Here is a 19,311-nt window from a genome sequence, read left to right as displayed (position 1 = left end):
CGGGATCGGATCGAGCAGCGCCGGCCTGAGCGCACCAGCCGCAGAGCGTGCTGGTCGCGCAGCACCGCCCCGCGCTCCGCTCGCCACCACCAGGCTCGTGGCCGCCCGCATCGCCAGCTCCCGCGCCGAGGCCGGGAGGGTCGTGGGCGTGGCCGTATCGAGAGCAGCCCGGCAGCCGGTGACCCACGAACAGGCGCCGTCGAGTCGGTAGCCGCCCGCCAGGGGCATCGCACGCACCGAGGGCGAAGGCCGCCGCCAGTCAGCGCTGCGGTCGCAAGGTCCAGATCACCGTCATCTCGGCGGTCGTCTCGCCGTCTTCGGTGCCGATCTCGACCAGCACCGGAAACTCCGGCCGCGTCCCCACCTCCATCTCGGCGACGACCACGGCGACCGGACGGCCGAGGCGGGCGGTTGCGCGCACGGCGCCGAGCGCGAGCCGCGTCGATGGACATGCGCCTGATGTTACCCGCAGGTAACCCTGAGTGGGACCCCCCATTGAGCCCGGAGATGGGCGGCTTGCCGTGGCGCGCGACCCGACCAGTAGTAAAGCTACATGTAGAGAGGGAAGGAGTTAGTGGAGATGAGGCGACGAAGGGTCGTGGCGCTGGTCGGCGCCGGCGCTGTACTCGCGGTCTGTGGTGGTGGCGGCGTGGCCACGCTGGTGGCGTGGAGCCAGGCGGGGCTCGACACGGCCGGCCAGGTCGACTTTCGCAACCGGCTCGCGGTGCCGCCGCTAGCGGAGTCGCGGATCGACCGCGAGGGGCGCCGCGTGTTCGACCTGCGCGCGCAGGAGGGGCGGACGGACTTCGGGCGGGACGAGGCGACCCGCACCTGGGGCTTCGACGGCGACTACCTCGGGCCGACCCTGCGCGCGAAGCGCGGCGAGCGAGTGCTGGTGAACGTCGTCAATGGCCTTGACGAGCCGACCAGCGTGCACTGGCACGGCATGCACCTGCCGGCGCGGATGGACGGCGGGCCGCACCAGGAGGTACGCCCGGGCGCGACCTGGTCGCCCCATTGGACGGTGGGCCAGCCGGCGGCGACACTCTGGTATCACCCGCATCCGCACGGCGAGACGGCCAAGCACGTCCTGCGCGGGCTGGCCGGCATGTTCATCCTCGACGACGAGCGCTCGGAGGGGCTGGCGCTGCCGCGCGAGTACGGCGTCGACGACATCCCGGTGATCGTCCAGGACCGCCAGTTCGACAGCCGCGGCCGGTTTCGGGAGGGGAGCGGGACCGGCGACACCATCCTGGTGAACGGGATCCCGGGGGCATACCTCGACGTGCGCACCGAACGCGTGCGGCTCCGGCTGCTGAACGCCTCGAACTCGCGCATGTACACCTTCGGGCTTTCGGACGACCGGCCGTTCACCTTGATCGGCTCGGACGGCGGGCTGCTGCCGGCGCCCCACAGCATGACCCGGATCCGCCTGTCGCCGGGCGAACGGGCGGAGATCGTGGTCGGGATGGAGGCCGGCGAGAACGTCACTCTGCGTAGCTTTCCGACCAACCTTCACAACATCCTCAGTGACCGCTTCGCGGGTATTCGGGACATGCTCGACGTACTCCAATTGCGTGCGGAGAGTAACCTTGCGCGCTCGCCGGAGGTCCCCGCGGTGCTGGCGCCGATCGAGCCTTTGGGTCCGGCTTCGGCCGTGACCACGCGCAAGTTCGCGCTCTCCGGCCGCCAGATCAACGGTGAGCGGATGGACATGGGGCGGATCGACGAGGTGGTCACCCGGGACACGACGGAGATCTGGGAGATCACCAAGGAAGATGGCACGTTGCACAACTTTCACGTCCATGACGTGCAGTTTCAGGTGTTGTCAGTCGGTGGGGTGAAGCCGCCAGTGGAGTTGAGCGGCTGGAAAGACACGATCTTGCTGCCGCCCAACGAGACCGTACGGATCATTGCGCGATTTGCAGATTATGCAGATCCGGACGTTCCCTACATGTACCACTGCCACATCCTGAGCCACGAGGACGCGGGGATGATGGGCCAGTTCGTGGTGGTCGAGCCGGGGCAGAAGGCAGGCCGACCGGACACTCAGGGTCACCACAAAAGCCACGGGTGAGCCGGCAGTTTCGTCAGGCGTTGAGCGGTTACTCTGTCCGAGTGTTGGGACTCCCCGATGGTGTAACCGCCTGTCTGTTCGATCTGGACGGTGTGCTGACGCAGACCGCGAAGGTGCACAACGCCGCGTGGAAGGAGACCTTCGACGCCTACCTGCGCGACCGTGCCGAGCGCACGGGTGAGCCGTTTCGCCCGTTCGACTCCGGCGACGACTACAACAAGTACGTCGATGGTCGGCCGCGGGCGGACGGGGTGCGCACGTTCCTCGGGTCGCGGGGGATCAGCCTGCCGGAGGGCACCCCGGACGATCCGCCGGATGTCGAGACGATCAACGGCATCGGCAACCGTAAGAACGAGTTGCTGCTCCGCCACATCCGCGAAGACGGCGTGGAGGTTTACGAGGGCTCGCTCGCATATCTGAAGGCGGTCCGCGCGTCAGGATTGCGTCGCGCTGTGGTCTCCGCAAGCGCCAATTGTCGCGATATCCTGACCGTTACGGGCCTCATCGACGAGGTCGAAGTGGTCGTCGACGGCATCGTCGCCCGACGCGACAATCTGCGCGGCAAGCCGCACCCCGATACCTTCCTCGACGCGGCTAAGCTGCTCGGCGTCGCGCCGTCGGCTGCGGCCGTTTTCGAAGACGCCCTGGCCGGTGTGGAGGCCGGCCGCGCCGGCGATTTCGGCTTTGTCGTCGGGGTCGACCGGGTCGGGCAATCCGACGCGCTATACAAGCACGGCGCCCACGTCGTCGTGCGCGACCTCAGTGAGTTGCTGGAGAATCCATGATCCGTGAGCGGGCTTACCCGGTCGAGCCCTGGCACGTCCGGGAGACCCGGCTCGACCTCGATGTGCTGGCTCAGTCTGAGTCGGTCTTCGCGCTGTCCAATGGCCACATCGGACTCCGCGGTAACCTTGACGAGGGTGAACCACACGGGTTGCCGGGCACCTATCTCAACTCGTTTTACGAGCTGCGACCCCTACCCTACGCGGAGGCCGGCTACGGCTTCCCCGAGTCCGGGCAGACGGTTGTCAACGTCACCAACGGCAAGCTCATCCGGCTGCTGGTCGACGATGAGCCCTTCGATGTCCGATACGGCGAGGTGCGCACCCACCAGCGCGTCCTCGACCTCCAAGCGGGCACGCTCGACCGCACGGTCGAGTGGGTCTCGCCGGCTGGGCGGGCGGTGCGCGTGCACAGCACCCGCCTGGTCTCCTTCACGCAGCGCGCGGTCGCCGCGATCTGCTACGAGGTGGAGGTGGCCGACGACCGCCCCCTGCGCCTGATCGTGCAGTCCGAGCTGGTCGCCAACGAGGAGCTGCCGCCGACCCGCAAGGACCCCCGGGTCGCCGCCGTGCTCAAGGCCCCGCTGAAGGCCGAGGAGCACCTGGCGACCGCGGCGGGCGGGCTGCTGATCCACCGCACCAAGAAGAGCGGCCTGCGCATGGCCGCCGCGATGGAGCACGAGATCGAGGGGCCGGAGCGCACCTCGGTCAACACCGAGGCATACCCCGACTTCGCCCGCACCACGGTCGCGACCGTGCTCAAGCCGGGCGAGAAGCTGCGGGTCGTCAAGATCCTCGCGTACGGCTGGTCCAGCCGCCGCTCGTTCCCGGCGCTGCGCGACCAGGTCGGTGCGGCCGTCGCCTCGGCGAAGTTCTCCGGCTGGGATGGGCTGCTCCGGGAGCAGCGCAAGTACCTCGACGCCTTCTGGGACGCCGCCGACGTGCGGCTGGAGGGCGACCCCGAGGTGCAGCAGGCGGTGCGCTTCGCGCTCTTCCACGTGCTCCAGGCCGGCGCCCGTGCGGAGATGCGGCCGATCGCGGCCAAGGGCCTCACCGGTCCGGGCTACGACGGGCATGTCTTCTGGGACACCGAGACGTTCGTGCTGCCGGTGCTCACGTACACACAGCCGGAGGCGGTCACGCACGGCCTGCGATGGCGGCACGCGACGCTCGACCTTGCCCGGGAGCGGGCGCAGACGCTCGGGCTCAAGGGCGCCGCGTTCCCGTGGCGTACCGTGCGCGGGCACGAGTGCTCGGGCTACTGGCCGGCCGGCACGGCAGCGTTCCACATCGGCGCCGACATCGCCGACGCGGTCCAGCGCTACGTGGTGGCCACCGGTGACCTCGACTTCGAGCGCGAGGTCGGGCTGGAGCTGCTGGTCGACACCGCGCGGCTGTGGCGTTCGCTCGGTCACCACGACCGGCACGGCATCTTCCACATCGACGGCGTCACCGGCCCCGACGAGTACACCGCGGTGGTCAACGACAACCTCTACACCAACCTGATGGCTCAGAAGAACCTCGTCGGTGCCGCCGACGCGGCCCTGCGCCATCCGGAGCAGGCCCGCCGGCTCGGGGTCGACGAGGAGGAGTCGGCGTCGTGGCGCGACGCGGCCGACGCCATGCACATCCCGTACGACAAGGAGCTCGGGGTCCACCAGCAGTGCGAGGAGTTCACCCGGCTCCAGGAGTGGGACTTCGCGGCCACTCCGCCCAGCGGCTACCCGCTGCTGCTCAACTACCCGTACTTCGACCTCTACCGCAAGCAGGTCCTGAAGCAGGCCGACCTGGTGCTCGCGATGCACTGGCGCGGCGACGCGTTCACGCCGGAGCAGAAGGCGCGCAACTTCGCCTACTACGAGCAGCGCACGGTGCGTGACTCGTCGCTCTCGACGTGCACGCAGGCGGTCATCGCCGCGGAGGTGGGCCACCTCGAGCTGGCCCACGACTACCTCGGCGAAGCCGCCCTGATGGACCTGCACGACATCCACAACAACACCCGCGAGGGCTTGCACATCGCCGCGCTCGCCGGCGCCTGGCTCGCCGTGGTGGCGGGGCTCGGCGGCATGCGCGACCACGGCGGCAGCCTGTCGTTCGCGCCGCGGCTGCCCAGCCGGATCAACCGGATGGAGTTCTCCATGCTGTGGCGTGGGCTCCGGCTCCGGGTCGACGTGCAGCCAAGCGAGGTGACGTACTCCCTGCGCAACGGCGGGGAGGGCGCCAAGCTCGACCTCGTGCACCACGGCGAGCATGTCACGGTCACGAGCGACACGCCGCTGACCCTGGCGATCCCCGCGCTGGCACCGGTGGGCCCGCCGCCGCGCCAGCCCTTCGGCCGGGCTCCCGCCCGCCGGATGCCCGACCAGTGAGTAGCTAGAAAGGCGAAGCCCCGCGCGACCCGCGCGGGGCTTTCCTTTTCAACAGGTACGGGCGCTCAGAGCATGGATATGTGTACGTGGTTGGTGTGGTCGCTGGACGGGTCACCATTGGCGCCGCTGTACGACTTCCAGCCGGTGGCGGGCGACCAGAACTGCCGGTACCAGATCACGTACATCACGCCGAGGGCGTCGGCGTTGCGGACGAGGAACGCGGCGAGGTTGTTGCCGTAGAGCTTGTCGTTGCCGGTCGCGTCGCCACCAAAGCCGTTTTGCTCGGAGGAGAAGTCGCAGGCGCGACCCTTCGGATGCTCGTACGGCCCGCCCGGCCGGAAGCAGTTGACGAACCGCTTGAAGCCCAGCCGCTGCGTCTCCTTGAGCATGTGCAGCGTGCGCGGCGTGATACAGCGTCCGGTGGTGGGATCGTCGGCCGAGCAGCTCTGCGAGGAGAAGGAGCCGTTGCTGTTGCGCGGCGCGGGCCTGGCCACCGGCGACGTGGCGCTCACGAAGCCGCCGGTCGCCTTCCCACCGACAAGCTTCAGCGCCTTCTCCGCCTCGGACTTCTGCTTGGCCATGATGGCGAGCTGCTTCTGCTCTTCCTTCAGCTCGGCGTCGATCGCCGCCTTGGCCCGCCGCGCCTGCTCAAGGGCGGCGTTGAGCTCGCCCAGCTTCGCGTTGTCGCGGGCGGCGAGCAGATCGAGGTTGACGGCCCGCCGCAGGAAGTCGTCCGGGGAGGCGCTGTTGAGCAGCATGCTCATCGGCCCGATGCGACCGTTGCGGTAGGAGGTGATGGCCACGAGCTCGATCTCGGGCTCCATCAACTTGATCTTCTCTTCGGCCTTGCGCAGCTCGAGAGTGAGCTGAAGCTGCCGGTTGCGCGACTTCGTGACCGCGTTCTGCGCCTCGACGTAGCCCCGGCTGCTTGATTCCAGTACGTCCCGCAGCAGCGGCGTACCCCCCTCATCGCCGGGCGTGGGCTTTGGCGCTGCCGCCGCTCCACTGGGCACGAAGGCCACCCCGGACAACAACACGGCCGCCGCGGCGGCCAAGGCTACGGCCAGCGACCAGCGCCGGCGACGTACAGGTGCCGTCATACGCAATCCTCCCATCGGACCGCCGGCCGGGTTAGCTGACGGGTTCGGGACGGAAGGACCCCTACCGCGGTTGCGGATTCACCCCAGAAAACCTGGTTCCCCGACTCGCCCGGGCGGGCGATTAGGCGGTGGCTGTCGCCCGACGCCGTGGGGGCGTCGCCGCGCGACAAACCGCCGGACAGCTTACCGGATCGACAGTGGACTCCGGCAACGCTCTGACCAGGGAAAAACCATCGAAAGCGTTATCGGACAACGACGTTCAGTAATTGATAGCGATGCGTGTCTAACTCACGACGCGTGGTTCGCTCGGGCTTCCCTCGTTCCACAGTCGATCAAGGGCCGTCACGCAGTAGGTTTGCGCGCCCTCGCCCTTCGTGGTGTCGACCCAGGTCGCGCCGCGTGTCGTGGCGACCAGGCGGGCCGTGTCGCCGTCCAGCCGGTACACCGCGTAGCTCGTCGCGTCGCCCTCCCAGCGCAGCCGCACGCCCTCGTCGACGCGGTCCGCCTCGACCTCCGGCGCGGGCGGGCGCTCGCCGGGCAGGTGTGACATTGCCGGCACCAGGGCGGGCTCGCGGTAGTGGGCCTCCGCGTACCGTGATACCGCGCCGAGCCGGTCGGCCTTCACCTGGCGGGCGCTGAAGTGCACGCTGCCGGTGACCCGGTACTTGCGGTTGAGCGCCAACTGCCGGTCGAGTTCCGCGGGATTGGCCCACGCGCCCTTCTGCCCGATGCGATAGTCGGCCTGGCCTACGTAAAGCTGCACCGGACTGTTGGCGACCAGCTCCGACCACCACGGCAGCAGCTTGGCGTAGTCGGCGATCGCGAAGCCGATGTGCCAGTACAACTGCGGCACGATGTAGTCGACCCACCGCTCCTGTACCCACCGGCGAGTGTCCGCGTAGATCGCGTCGTAGCTCTGCAACCCGCGCGTGGGGGAGCCGAGCGGGTCGGTCGACGCGTTGCGCCAGATGCCGAACGGGCTGATGCCGAACTTCACCCACGGCTTGGCCGCCTTGATCCGCTCGTTGGTCTCGCGGACCAGCAGGTTGACGTTGTCTCGCCGCCAGTCGGCCTTGTTGGCGATGCCCCGGCCCTGCGCCCTGAACGTGGCCTCGTCGGCGAAGTCTTCGCTCCCCTGGGGGTACGGGTAGAAGAAGTCGTCGAAGTGCACGCCGTCGATGTCGTACCGGTTGACCGCGTCGAGGATCGAGTCTTCCACGAACTTGCGCGCCTCCGGGATGCCCGGGTTGTAGTAGAGGCGGCTGCCCTTGCCCTTCGCCGGGTAGGTGACCGCCCAGTCGGGATGGGCGCGCAGCGGATGGTTGGGCGGCAGCTCGGCGAAGACGCCGGACTGGCTCGCCTTGTACGGGTTGAACCAGGCGTGAAACTCCAGGTTGCGGGCGTGTGCCTCGTCGATCATGAAGGCCATCGGGTCCCACCCCGGCCCCTGCCCGTCCCGCCGTCCGGTCATGTAGTACGACCAGGGCGCGTAGTCGGACTGCCAGAACGCGTCGCCCGCCGGCCGTACGTGCACGAAGACCGCGTTGTGCCCGCGCCGCTGGGCCAGGTCGAGCCACTCCCGGTACTCCGCCTTGACCTTCTCCTCGCTCAGGCCGGGGCGGCTGGGCCAGTCGACGTTACTGACCGTGGTGAGCCACATGCCCCGGAGCTGGCGGGCGGCGGTGAGTGGCTGGCCGGCACAAGTGCTGGTCACCGCCGCTGGCTCGGGCGCCGCGGAGGGGCGGGTCTGCCAACGTGCGATACCGATGGTGACGAGGACGGCGACCGCCAGCACCACTGCCAGCTGGACCCGGGAGCTTTGGGCCATCGCCCCAGTCTGCACTGCGACTTCTCCGGGCTCCAGTGCTGGCCCGGTGGGAGCCGGTCCGGTGGAGTGGGCGTTCGGCTGGTTTTGCCGAGGTCAGCGCGCGTGTCACGATCCTCGGCGTGCCTGTGACACGACGTGCCGTACTCGGAGCTGGTCTGGCTGCCGCCACCGCGGGCCTCGCCGGTTGCGGTCCCCAGTCCGAGCCGCAGTGGGCCGCGCCGGGAGTGGCCGACGCGCCGCTGGCTGGTTCGGGGTCGCCATCCGGATCCCCGGCCGCCTCGTCGCCGTCCGCCTCCGCCTCCGCCTCGCCCTCCGCGTCAGCGTCGGCGGGGAAGTCCACCGCGCTCCAGCTCGCGCTCGAACGCTTCCTCAGGCCGACCAAGGAAAACCCGAAACACCCCACCTACGCCGGTGCGGTCGCCCTGGTCATGGTCGACGGCGAGGTGGTGGCGCACGTCGCGGTCGGCCACGCACTCCGGTACTCTGCCGGACCGGTCGAACTGCCGCCGGCCAAGCGCGTGGCCATGCGTCCCGACTCGGTCTTCGACCTGGCCTCGCTGACCAAGGTCTACACCGCGATCCTCCTGCTGCGTCAGGTCGACAAGGGCAAGGTCGACCTGTCCGCGCCGGTGGCGAGCTACCTGCCCGACTTCACCGGCGCGCAGAAGGACACCGTCACCGTCCGGATGCTGCTCACGCACACCAGCGGCCTGCCCGTCGGCGCCAAGGTGTCCGGGCTGCCCGACATGGCCGCGAAACGCCGGGCGGTGCTCGCCACCCCGCTGGTCGACGGCGCGACGCCCGGCACCGTCTACCGCTACTCCAGCACCGGGCTGATGGTCGCCGCCCAACTTGTCGAGAAGGTCACCGGGATGACCCTCGACCAGGCGTTGAAGGCCGAGCTGACCGGGCCGCTGGGCCTGCGCGACACCGGATTCAAGCCACTGGGCTGGGTCAGCTCCAAGGAGCGCCTGGTCGCCACCGACGCACGCTCGTCCCGAGGGCTGCTGCGCGGAGTGGTGCACGACGACGTCGCCAACCACATGGGCGGCGTGGCGGGCAGCGCCGGCATCTTCGCCACGGCCCGCGACGTCGCCGCGATTGGTCAACTCCTCCTCCAGGGCGGTGGCCGCATCCTCTCCCGCGACCTCGTGAAGGAGATGCTCACCAACGCCAACCGCGGCCTGCCCGCCGTCGACCCCGACCGCCCCGGCCGCCCCTCCGACCACGGGCTTGGCGTGGTGCTGCGGCAGCCCTGGTTCATGGGGCGCCTCTCCACGTCCGCCACCTACGGGCACACCGGCTTCACGGGTACGTCGCTGCTGGTAGAGCCGAAGCGCAAGCTGGTGCTGGCGCTGCTGACCAACCGCGCGCACCCCAACTGGAGCTGGGCCAACCCGGACCCCATGCGGGTGGCGATAGCCAACACCGTCGCGGACGAGCTGGGATAGCCAGCGGTCAGCCGAGCCGAAACCGCTCCATCTTCAGCAGCGGGCGGATCGCCTCGCGCCAGGCGCCCACACCGCAGTAGCGGCGCAGGCAGTCCGGGCGCAGCAGGTTGGCGATCGCGCCGAGGATCATCGCCTGGTCGAGCGTGAGGTAGTGCTCCGAGACCTCGCCGGTGACCACGTTGACCGAGTCGTAGTAGCCGCCGGGTCCGTAGAGCGCGAAGTCCCGGCGCAGCCGCGCGAGGTTGTGCAGAGCCTCGCGGGGCCGGTGGTCCAGAGCCAGGAACGACGCGTGCGGGGTCACCACCGCGCGATCCGGCCCGGTGCCGGCGGCCTCCCCCTCCGGCCGGATGCCGATGTGCGGCACTCCGTACTCGCCGTAGTCGCCCGCCGGGTCCTTGCACGGCGAGAGGCCCCAGTACCCGTACGCGGCATCCCGCAGGCAGTAGGCGATCTGGGCGTCGACGTACCGGCGGTGGTTGACCGCCCAACTGCCCTTTCCCCACCGCGCCTCCGGGATGAGGATCGGCACCATCAGCGCCTCGAACATGCCGCCGCCCCAACTCGGTACGAGCGAGATGTCCCCGTAGCGGTAGCAGCCCTCGGTGACCGGTACGCCCAGGTGCGCCCGGACGGCGGCCCGGCTCGCGCGGCCGCGCCACTCGGGGGGAGCGGAGTCCGGCGGGACGCGCCACAGCCGGAAGTAGTGATCGGGTTCGAGCTGGCCGAGAGCGATGCCGACATAGCTGGCGATCCGGGTCTCGCTGTTGAGCACGCCGTAGTGGTGCGGCGTGTGGAAGACGAGCGTCTGGTCGTCGAGGACGCTCGGCCCGTCGGGTCGGGACGTCCAGAAGCCGCCCCGCAGCAGTCCGACCGCCGGATCGTAGTGCCACCGGAAGTCCATCGAGTCGAGCAGCGCGGCCGCCGGCCGTGCCAGGCTCGGCGCGGCCTGGCACACCAACCACAGCGACGCGGCCAGCCAAGCGTTGTCCACACTGGACAGGAAGAGGTCGACCGGGACGCCGTCCTTCGGCCACGTCTTCATGACGGCGCAGGTGTCGGGCGTGTACCAGTTGTAGTACATGCCGCTCGGCTCGTGCCGGTCGATCCGGGCGAGCGTGTCGAGCACCTGGGCGATCCGCGTGGTCACCTCCCGGTCGGTGACGAAGCCGAGCTGGTGGACGGCGAGAGCGCTCCACAGGTAGCCGGCGATGTTGGTCGGTGAGGTGTACGCGACCCGGGAGCCCGCGCCGTCCATCTGGTCGCTCGGCAGGCCGGTGCCTTCGTCCACGAGCGTGGTGAGCGAGTACCACGTGTCGCGCGCGCACCGCCGCAGCTCGGTTTCGTTCATGCCCACGCGGAGTCGGATCGGCGGGATACGGCGGGCGCGGGCTGGCCGGGCGACCGGCTGATCACGTCGGCGAGCACGGGCGCCGCCAGCCACGCCAGACCCAGCAGCAGGAGCCCGAGGGTCGGCGTGCCGGGCTGCGTGGCGAACCTGCCGACGAGCACGAGGCCGAGCAGCGGAGCCGCCCACATCCGGGCCAGGTATCCGCCGAGGCCGACCGCCCGGCCGGCCACCTCGCCCGCCGAGACCCAGTCGAGCAGTCTCCGTCCGATGGCGAGCCGATACCAGGTGCGGACGATCGCGCTGGCGTAGACCACGCCCTCGTACGGCAGGAAGACCACCTCGGTGAGCGCCAGCCACGCCGGGCGCCACATTTCCGGCAGCTCGTCACGGGCCTGGCGGAGGTTTCGGCTGTTGCCCAGCAGGTCGGCCAGGCGGATCGCCACGGGCGTGAGGGGTACGGCGACGATCGCGACGATCAGCCCCGCGAGCAGCGCGGGCGGCGCGAAGACCGCGAGTACGGCGAGGGCGAGCAGGCTGGGCTTCACCAGGCTCCGGCGCAGGTTGTCCAGCAGCTTCCAGCGCGACAGCGCCGACAGCGGATTGGGGATCCGGCCGCCGCCGCAGACCGGCACCGTCGGCAGCAGCCATGCCGCGGCCTGCCAGTCGCCGCGGACCCAGCGGCTCCGGCGGGAGATCTCGCCGTGGTAGTGCCGTGGCGCGCCCTCGGTCAGGATCACGTCGCCGATGAGGCCGGATCTCGCGTAGCAACCTTCGAGCAGGTCGTGGCTGAGCACGCGGTCAGGGGGGATGACCCCGTCGAGCGCGCGCACGACGGCGGCGACGTCGTAGATCCCCTTGCCCACGAACGAGCCTTCGCCGAACAGGTCCTGGTAGACGTCCGACACGTCCCCGGTGTACTGGTCGACGGCGGCGCCGCCGGACAGGGCCCGGCTCAACTGGGATGCTCCGGCACCGTAGCCGATCGAGGCGACCCGTGGCTGGAGGATGCCGTAGCCACGCACCACGCGGCGGCGGCTCGGGTCGAAGCTGGCCTGGTTGAGCGGATGGGCGATGGCCGACACCAGGCTCCTGGCCGCGCCGGGCGGGAGGGCGGTGTCGTCGTCGAGCGTGATGACGTACCGCACGTGCGGGAGGATCGACACCGGGCCGGCGACGGTGGCAAACCGGTCGGCGGTGGTCGCCCGGCCGGCGATCACATCGTTGAGATCGGCCAGCTTGCCGCGCTTTCGCTCCCTCCCCATCCACTTGTGCTCCGCCGCGTTCCAGTGGCGCTGCCGGTGCAGGAGGAGAAACCGGTCGCCCGCGTGAGCGTGCCGCCGGTTCAGCGCCTGGACGCCTTCATACACTGTGGACAGGATCGCGCTGTCGTGCTCGGTGTGCGGGGCCACGGCGTCGCAGAAGTCGGTCAGCAGCGCGAAGTACAGGTTTCGGTCGGGGTTGGCCAGGAAGTGCCGTTCGAGCTTCGCGGTCAGGGCACGCGCCGCCGCCACATCCGGCAGCATCGTGGGTACGACCACGAGCGTGCGAAACTCCGCGGGCACACCGGTCGAAAGGTCGAGCCTCGGCACGCGGCGCGGCGGCACGATCAGCGTGACGCACCAGTTGACCACAGTGGACGCCACCTGGCCGGCTACGACGAGCAGGGGAAGCGCGACCAGGGCCAGCCAGAGCCCCGGGGTCGAGGCGGGCCAGACGACCGCGTAGAAGGCGACCATTCCGAAAACGGTCGTCGCGACGATGGCGGAGACGTACGGCGCGAGCGCACTCCTCCTCTTCGAGCCCGTCATCTCACCACTTCGGAGGTAGCCGTCGGGGACTGAGCCGGCGGGCCAGAGCGGCGATCGAGCATGGCTGAAGCAGGTCGAGCGCGGTGAGGCCGGCGTATCCGGAGCCTTCGACAGTGCGGGCGACCGCGGGGGCGAGCAGGGCGTGCCCTCCCAAGCTGACGTAGTCCGTGTTGACGTCGACCTCGATCCCCGGATGAAACCGCCGGATGGCCGAGGAGATGGCGTGCTCCTTGAGCGACGCGGGTTCCCGTCGCGGCGACCACCTGCCGTCGCCCTCTTCGACGACCGTCTGGCGTTCCCACGCTGTCGCGTCTCTCTCGCCGGAAGGGGGAGAGGCATCCACGACGCTGAACCGGTGCGGCACCGCCGCGCCCGGATGCGCGTGGAGTTGGTCGAGCATGTGTCGCCGTAACTGCCAGGGACGCAGCTCCGGAGACTTGGCCACGACGTACGCCACGAGCGTCGAGTCGCCGCTCGCCACCACGCAGGCGTCCCGCACGTACTCGTGCGAAGCGACCAACTCCCGCGTGGCGGCCAGGTTTATCCAGGTCGCGTCGGAGTACACGACATCGGGCCCGTAGGCCTGCTGGGGCATCCCGTGCCGCCGGAGCAGCTTGCCGATGTCGGCGTCGAGGGCTCCCGGATCCTCCGACAGCGCGACGATGACCTGCCCCATCGCGCGCACCGCGGACGCCAGCTCATCTCCGGTGAGCGCCGCGGCGGACCCGAGGAGTTCCAGCTCCGCCGTACCGGCTCCGGCGCGGACCATTATCGACAGCTCGTTGTTGGGGATCGGATGCTCGGTCTCTTCCACCGAGACCTCGTCGCAGGCGGTCTCATCACGCGGTGGACCCTCGGGGGACGCCTCCGCGTAGTCGAATGTGGAGGCGAGGGGGAGCAGCCGACCGCGCGCCCGCTCGACGCGTACGCGCGCCTCCTCGGCCTCGCAGTGTGAATATATGGACGACTCCATCGCCCTCAGCGTCTGCTCCTGGATGCTCCTGGTCAGCGCCAGGAAGCTCACGCCGTCGCCGGTCGAGCCGGCGACGAGCCCACGGGTGAAGTAGCAGCCGACGGAGCCCTCCATCGCGGCGTCGAACCGGCCACGGAAGTTGACGTAGATCGCGTAGTGGGGGTTGCGGGAGAGCGTGGTCAGGCAGGCGACGAAGACCGTCGAGTAGATGGCCGGCGTCGTGACCCCCAACCGCGCGGCCAGCCCTCGCGCCGCCGAGTCGACCGCCGCTGAACGCAGCCGGGCGAGCAGGCAGGTGCCGGGCGGCACCTCGTGGCGCATCAGCGGAAACAGCCGCGCGGGGGCCTGTCGTACCGCCTCCTCGAATCCCGCCAGGGCGCGGTCCAACCTCCGCCGATAGGCCGGTGAGGTCTCCAGCAAAGCCTGTTCGGCCGGTTGCCGCCCCGCATCGAGCGGGGCTTCGCCGAGAAGTATCTGGTAGAAGGCGCGCCGGAGGACGTCCATGCTCTCCCCGTCGGCGACGAGGTGACTCACCGCCAGCACCAGCCAGCGCATCTCCCTGTCGGCGAGGATCGCCACGTGGTAGAGCGGGCAGCCGTGCGGCTGGATCACGCTCGCGCTCACCTCCGACGTCACCTCGAACGCGATCTGCGGATCGGCCGACAGGTCGTACTCCGGGATGCTGTGTGGGGTCGTGGTGGCGACCTTCTGGTAGGGCAGGCCCGCATCGGTGAGTCCGAAGGTGGTGCGCAGCGCCTCGTAACGCAGCAGGAGTGTGGAGAACGCCTTTGTGACCTCGGCGTTGGTCACCTTGGCCGGCAGGTCCCAGACCACCACGTTGTTTGCCTGCGGTGGCGTCGACCAGGAGATCAACCAGAGGAACTCCTGGCTGGCCATCAACGGTATGTGCTCGTCAGTGCGGGCACTGGGCATGCCTATCTCCAACCGGTGAGCCCGCCGGTGAGTGCGGCGGTGAGGTGGTCGACCAGGCGCTCGATGCGGTTCGCGTCGAAGAGTTCGGCGGCGTATCTGACCGACAGGTGCAGCTCCCCCTCGGTGAGGTCGTCGAGGTCGATGGCGATGTCGCAGCCGCTGTGGCCGGTGCCGGCGTCGACCGGCTCGGCGGCCAGGTCGCCCAGTGCCGTGCGGCCGCCGCCACCGTTTACGGGCAGCAGCGACAGGCTGATCCGGAAGGGCGGGCCGCCGGGTCGTACCGCCTCCAAGACGCGGCCGAACGGGATTTCCTGGTGTGCGGTGGCCTGGCGGACGGTGTCGTGGCAGCGGCGGGCGAGTTCGGCGAAGCCGGGCTCGCCGTCGAGGCTGGTGCGCAGCACCACCGGGTTGACGAAGGAGCCGACGAGCGGGTCCACCTCGGCCCGCCCGCGCCCGGAGAAGACCGACCCGACCGGCAGGTCGCGCTGGCCGGTGTACCGGTGCAGCACGGTCAGCAGTGCGGCCTGCGCCAGCGCGAGGAGCGATACCCGGTTGGCGGCGGCGCAGGCCCGCGCAGCGGCGGCGAGGTCGTCGGGGAGGCGCCGCCGGAGGGTCGCGCCGGCGCCGGTGGGACGGGCGGGGCGTGGCCGGTCGGCGGGGAGGTCCACAGTGGGCAGTTCGGCGAGCTGCCGGCGCCAGTAGTCGAGTTGGCGCTCGGGCTCCGGGCCGGCCAACCAGTCGCGCTGCCAGGCGGCGTGCTCGGCGGGCTGGCTCGGCAGGTCGGGGAGCTTTGGCGGGATGCCGCTGGTCGCCGCGGCGTACAGGTGGGACAGCTCGTTGGCCAGGATGTGCACCGACCACTCGTCGGCCACGATCTCGTGCACGACCAGGAGGAGTACGTGTTCGTCCGGTGCGACGCGGGCGAGGGCGGTACGCAGCGGCGGGCCGGTGGCCAGGTCCATCGGCCGGCGGATCTCCTCGGCGGCCCACGCGCCGACCTGGCCGGCGGGCAGGTCGGGCACGGGAAGTGGCCAGATCGCCGGTGGCGGGTCGATGACCTGCCGGAGCCGGCCGTCCCGTTCGACGAAGCAGGTCCGTAGCGCCTCGTGCCGCACCACCAGGGCGTGCGACGCGCGCGCCAGAGCGGGCACGACCAGCTCACCGTGGAGCCGCAGCGCGAGCGGGAGGTGGTGGACGCCCGCCGCCAGCCACGCGCGCTCCTGCTGGTACGTGCACACGAATGACCCGTCGCGGCGGGGTGGCGCCACGGGCCGCGCCGGGGTAAGCCGCTCCTTCGCCGCCCGCTTCTCGGCCAGCCGCCGCTCCGCGTCGGCGCGCTCGGCGAGCCGGCGTTCGAGTTCGAGGCGCTCGGCCACCTGCCGTTCGAGCTCGGCGATCTCCGCGTCCAGCGCGGCATCCGGTTGGCCGGCGGCCGCCGCGGCCTTCTCGACCCGGTCGGTGTCGGTCATCGCTTCGTCTCTCCGGCCTCTACCGCGAACGCATTGTCGTCCCGCACGGTGTGCGGGAGCGTGCCTTGTGGCAGTGGTGAGAGTTCGTAGATGTCCTCCACACTGCTCGCGACCATGATCAGAATCTATGAGCAGCGGTAGGGGCTGTCATGTCGCCGGAACCGGGGGCCGACCGCCTCAGCGTGGCGGCTCGTCTTCGAACTCGGCCGCGTATCGGCCGGCCATCGCAGTGCGGGAGCGTACGCCCAGCTTGGCGAAGACGCGGGACAGGTGCGACTCGACCGTGCGGCGGCTGAGGAAGAGGCGGGACGCGATCTCCTGGTTGGTCAGGCCGGCCCGTACCAGCTCGGCGATCTCACGCTCGCGCGCGGAGAGCGCCACGCGGGGCGGTGCTTCGGCCCGATGCCGGTCGAGCACCGACAGGAGCCAGGTCGCGCCGTACGCCTCGTAGCCGTCCCGCGCGCGCTGGAAGGCGTCCCGGGCTCGTCCGGGCCGGCCGCCGCGCGTGTGCGCGATGCCGGCCAGGTGCCGCGCGAGTGCCTCCTCGACGGGCGCCTCGGCGGTGGCGAACCGGTCGCCCGCCTGGTCGGCGAGTGCGGCGGCCTCGTCGAAGCGGCGGGCATGGGCGGCCACGTAGGCGCGGGCACCGGTCGCCCAGCCGATCTCGTGGGCGAGTCCCGCGCCGTCGGCGAGCGATCCGACCCGGCTGGCGAACCGTCCGGCGCCGCCCATGTCGCCCGACCGGGCCAGCGCGATGGCGCGCAGGGCGTCGCGCGGTACGGCGGTCGGCGGCCCGGCCGGCCACGACTCCGGCGGGCCGGAGACGATCTCCAGACACCGCCCTGTCCTACCGGCGGCCAGGTGCGCGATGGCGAGGTTGACCTGCGCGACGCGCCACCACATCCGGGAACGCGGCCGGTCGAGCGCGGCGAGCCGGTCGGCGGCGGCGATGGCGGCGGCCGGTCCGGCGGTCCACAGCAGCGGGCGCAGCGACACCGCCTCCGCCATGGCCCGCATCTCGGCGCTGCCGATCCGGCCGGCGGCGGCCGCAGCCTCCTCGGTCAACTGGATGGCCGGCTCCAGGTGCCCGAGCCGGGTCTGCAACGCGGCCCGCACGACCAGCAGGTACGGCAGCGCGCTGCTGTCGCGCGTGCTCTCCACGACCTCCGCCGCCCGGTCGAGTTCCCGGGCGGCCGCGTCGACGTCGCCAAGTTGCATGTGGACCCACGCCAGCGGGCCGAACAGCTCGACATGCGGGAGCAGGGTCGGGCTGGTCGCGGTGTCCGCGAGTTTGGCCGCCGCGGCGGCGTGGTGCCGGGCGCCGGCGACGTCGCCGTCCTGGAGGCTGCCGAAGGCTTGCAGCGCCCGCGCCGCGGCGGCGAGCGCCGGCCGTTCGTCGCCGAACAGGGCGAGTGCGCGCTCCGCGTGGCGCAGGGTCGCTTCGCCGTCTTCGCGGAGCGCCCCGATCGCGGCGAGTTCGACGTGCAGCTTCCCCTCGGCCGTCGCGGGCAGTCGCTCGCCGTCCAGCTCCGCGGTGAGCAGCGCCGCCGCCTCGTCTATGTCACCACGCAGGCGGGCGACGACCGCGCGGAAGGCCGCTGCCTCGGTGCGTACGGGCTCGCCGGCGTGCGTCAGCTCGCGCAGCACCTCCCGGCTGCCCTCCAGGTCGCCACCGAGGCCCAGCGCGCGGGCGTACTGAAGCAGCACGGTCGGTCGCCGGTCACCGAGGCGGTCGAGATCCGGCAGCAGGCGCAGCGCCATGCCGAGCCAGCGGGCGGCTTGGGCGGGCGCGCTGTACGTGAAGGCCAGCCCCGCCTCGATCAGCACCTCGGCGGCGGCCTCGTCGCCGGGCTGGGCCGAGCGCGCGGTGTGGTGCGCCACCACCTGAAGGGATCCGCGGTGCGCCCGCAGGTGTTCCGCGGCCCGGGCGTGCGCCGCGACCCGCCACGCCGGACCGGCCAGCTCGTGGGCGGCGGCGCGTACCAGCGGATGGCGAAAGCGGAGCTGGCCACCTTCGACGTCGATCAGCCCGCGCCGGTGCAACTGGTCGGCGCCGGCGATGACCGCCCTCGTCGGCAGCTCGGCCACGTACGCGACGAGGTCGATCGGCGCGTGGGCACCGGCGACCGCCGCCGCGTACGCGACGCGGCGTAGCCGTTCGTCGAGATCGGCGATGTCGGTGACGAGCCCGGTGAGGATGTGGCTCTCCGAGGCGTCGAGGTCGTGGTCGTCCACGAGCGCGGCGAGCGTGTCGTCACGGAGCCGGGACAGGGCCTGGACGTAGAGCGGATTGCCACCGCTGGCGCGCATGATCAGTGCCCGGCGGCGGCGCGGCACCTCCGGAAGGAGCGCGTCGACGTCGGCCGGCCCGAGATGCGGCAGGCTGATGTGCGTTGCGGCCGGACCGGCGTGGGCGATCGCGTCGACCACACCGGACGGTGGCTGCTCGGTGCGGAACGCGACCGCCACCAGCGCCGGCCGCCGCGGGCGCTTGCGGAGCAGGTACTCGGTCAGCTCCAGCGACGGTGCGTCGGCCCAGTGCAGGTCGTCGAGGAGCAAGGCGACACCGGGCGCATGGGCACCGTCGAGCAGCCGCCGTACACCTGGGTAGATGCGCGCCCGGTCCACCAACGAGGCCGGGCCGGCGGCCGCGTGGCCGTTGACCGCGCGCGACACGGCGTCGCCCTCTTCGCCCGCGGCCCGGTCGGCGAGGAGCGGCTGGAGCGCCTCCGCGTACGTGGCGAAGGGCACATCCTGCTCGAACTCGGTGGCCTGGCCCGCGCACACGAGCAGGCCGGCCGCCGCCGCCCGCTGCTCCAGCGCGCGCAGCATGCGGGTCTTGCCGATGCCCGGCTCGCCACTCAGCTTGACCGCCGCGAACCCGCCGCCGGCCACGGCCGCCACGGCTCCGTCAAGCGCCGCGAGCTGGGCGTCACGACCGACAAGCGGCGCATCCGCAGCCACGACGCCTCCCCAGACTCGCTGCTGGGCCAAGGATAGGCGGGCCTCGACAGATTCCGTAGTTTCACGGATACCCGCGCCCGGTGCGAGACGCGATCCTGGCGCAGGCAGATGGGGCGGTGCCTGGCAGGATGGCGCGAGCCCAGTCGCGGTGGCAGGGGGCAGGAGACGCGGGATGCGCGATCACGCAGTGGCTGGTCATCGCAGGGCAA

11 protein-coding genes, 1 pseudogene and 1 riboswitch are annotated in these 19,311 nt (G+C 71.1%); of the genes and pseudogenes, 4 read left to right on the top strand and 8 right to left on the bottom strand.

Annotated elements, in window-relative coordinates:
• Positions 1 to 259 precede the first annotated feature (259 nt).
• A pseudogene (locus ACFFIA_RS03305) lies at positions 260 to 439 on the bottom strand (DUF4442 domain-containing protein); the annotation flags it as partial.
• A gap of 141 nt (positions 440 to 580) precedes the next feature.
• On the opposite strand from ACFFIA_RS03305, the gene ACFFIA_RS03300 reads away from it, so the two are divergent.
• Genes ACFFIA_RS03300 through ACFFIA_RS03290 form a run of 3 tightly spaced genes read left to right on the top strand, consistent with a single transcriptional unit; the run spans position 581 to position 5,228 of the window.
• Positions 581 to 2,077: a multicopper oxidase family protein gene (locus ACFFIA_RS03300; protein ID WP_377245006.1), complete on the top strand. Its 1,497-nt coding sequence runs from the start codon at positions 581 to 583 to the stop codon at positions 2,075 to 2,077.
• Between the two features lie 41 nt (positions 2,078 to 2,118).
• Positions 2,119 to 2,862, top strand: coding sequence for a beta-phosphoglucomutase family hydrolase (locus ACFFIA_RS03295; RefSeq protein ID WP_377245003.1), 744 nt, complete (start codon positions 2,119 to 2,121; stop codon positions 2,860 to 2,862).
• Positions 2,859 to 5,228, top strand: coding sequence for a glycoside hydrolase family 65 protein (locus ACFFIA_RS03290; protein ID WP_377245000.1), 2,370 nt, complete (start codon positions 2,859 to 2,861; stop codon positions 5,226 to 5,228). Before ACFFIA_RS03295 ends, ACFFIA_RS03290 begins: the two co-directional genes overlap by 4 nt.
• A 65-nt stretch (positions 5,229 to 5,293) precedes the next feature.
• Here ACFFIA_RS03290 and ACFFIA_RS03285 read toward each other — a convergent pair whose 3' ends face one another.
• Together ACFFIA_RS03285 and ACFFIA_RS03280 are read right to left on the bottom strand one after the other, a co-directional pair.
• A complete protein-coding gene (locus ACFFIA_RS03285; protein ID WP_377244997.1) occupies positions 5,294 to 6,328 on the bottom strand; it encodes a coiled-coil domain-containing protein in 1,035 nt (344 codons plus the stop codon).
• A 3-nt stretch (positions 6,329 to 6,331) separates the two neighbouring features.
• Positions 6,332 to 6,466: riboswitch (cyclic di-AMP (ydaO/yuaA leader) on the bottom strand.
• 145 nt (positions 6,467 to 6,611) lie between these two features.
• Entirely contained in the window at positions 6,612 to 8,156 is a 1,545-nt protein-coding gene (locus ACFFIA_RS03280) for a glycoside hydrolase family 10-like protein (protein WP_377244994.1), read from the bottom strand.
• Between the two features lie 119 nt (positions 8,157 to 8,275).
• Between ACFFIA_RS03280 and ACFFIA_RS03275 the strand changes: the two genes are divergently transcribed.
• Positions 8,276 to 9,607 (top strand): serine hydrolase domain-containing protein, encoded by a 1,332-nt coding sequence (locus ACFFIA_RS03275; RefSeq protein WP_377244991.1) that lies wholly within the window; start codon positions 8,276 to 8,278, stop codon positions 9,605 to 9,607.
• Between the two features lie 7 nt (positions 9,608 to 9,614).
• Here ACFFIA_RS03275 and ACFFIA_RS03270 read toward each other — a convergent pair whose 3' ends face one another.
• The 5 genes from ACFFIA_RS03270 to ACFFIA_RS03250 all read right to left on the bottom strand — a co-directional run bounded on the left by ACFFIA_RS03270 (position 9,615) and on the right by ACFFIA_RS03250 (position 19,102).
• Positions 9,615 to 10,955, bottom strand: coding sequence for a glucoamylase family protein (locus ACFFIA_RS03270; protein WP_377244988.1), 1,341 nt, complete (start codon positions 10,953 to 10,955; stop codon positions 9,615 to 9,617).
• Positions 10,952 to 12,763: a hypothetical protein gene (locus ACFFIA_RS03265; protein WP_377244985.1), complete on the bottom strand. Its 1,812-nt coding sequence runs from the start codon at positions 12,761 to 12,763 to the stop codon at positions 10,952 to 10,954. Before ACFFIA_RS03265 ends, ACFFIA_RS03270 begins: the two co-directional genes overlap by 4 nt.
• Position 12,764: 1 nt before the next feature.
• A complete protein-coding gene (locus tag ACFFIA_RS03260) occupies positions 12,765 to 14,669 on the bottom strand; it encodes a condensation domain-containing protein (protein ID WP_377244982.1) in 1,905 nt (634 codons plus the stop codon).
• A gap of 2 nt (positions 14,670 to 14,671) precedes the next feature.
• Positions 14,672 to 16,138: a condensation domain-containing protein gene (locus tag ACFFIA_RS03255; protein WP_377244979.1), complete on the bottom strand. Its 1,467-nt coding sequence runs from the start codon at positions 16,136 to 16,138 to the stop codon at positions 14,672 to 14,674.
• 177 nt (positions 16,139 to 16,315) lie between these two features.
• On the bottom strand, positions 16,316 to 19,102 hold the full coding sequence (locus ACFFIA_RS03250) for an ATP-binding protein (RefSeq protein ID WP_377244976.1): 2,787 nt from the start codon (positions 19,100 to 19,102) through the stop codon (positions 16,316 to 16,318).
• Positions 19,103 to 19,311: the final 209 nt, after the last annotated feature.

It is taken from the genome of Phytohabitans kaempferiae (genome assembly GCF_042433955.1).
Taxonomy (GTDB): domain Bacteria; phylum Actinomycetota; class Actinomycetes; order Mycobacteriales; family Micromonosporaceae; genus Phytohabitans; species Phytohabitans kaempferiae.
Note: the sequence above shows the minus strand (reverse complement) of the source record. Positions and strands in the feature narration are given on the sequence as shown.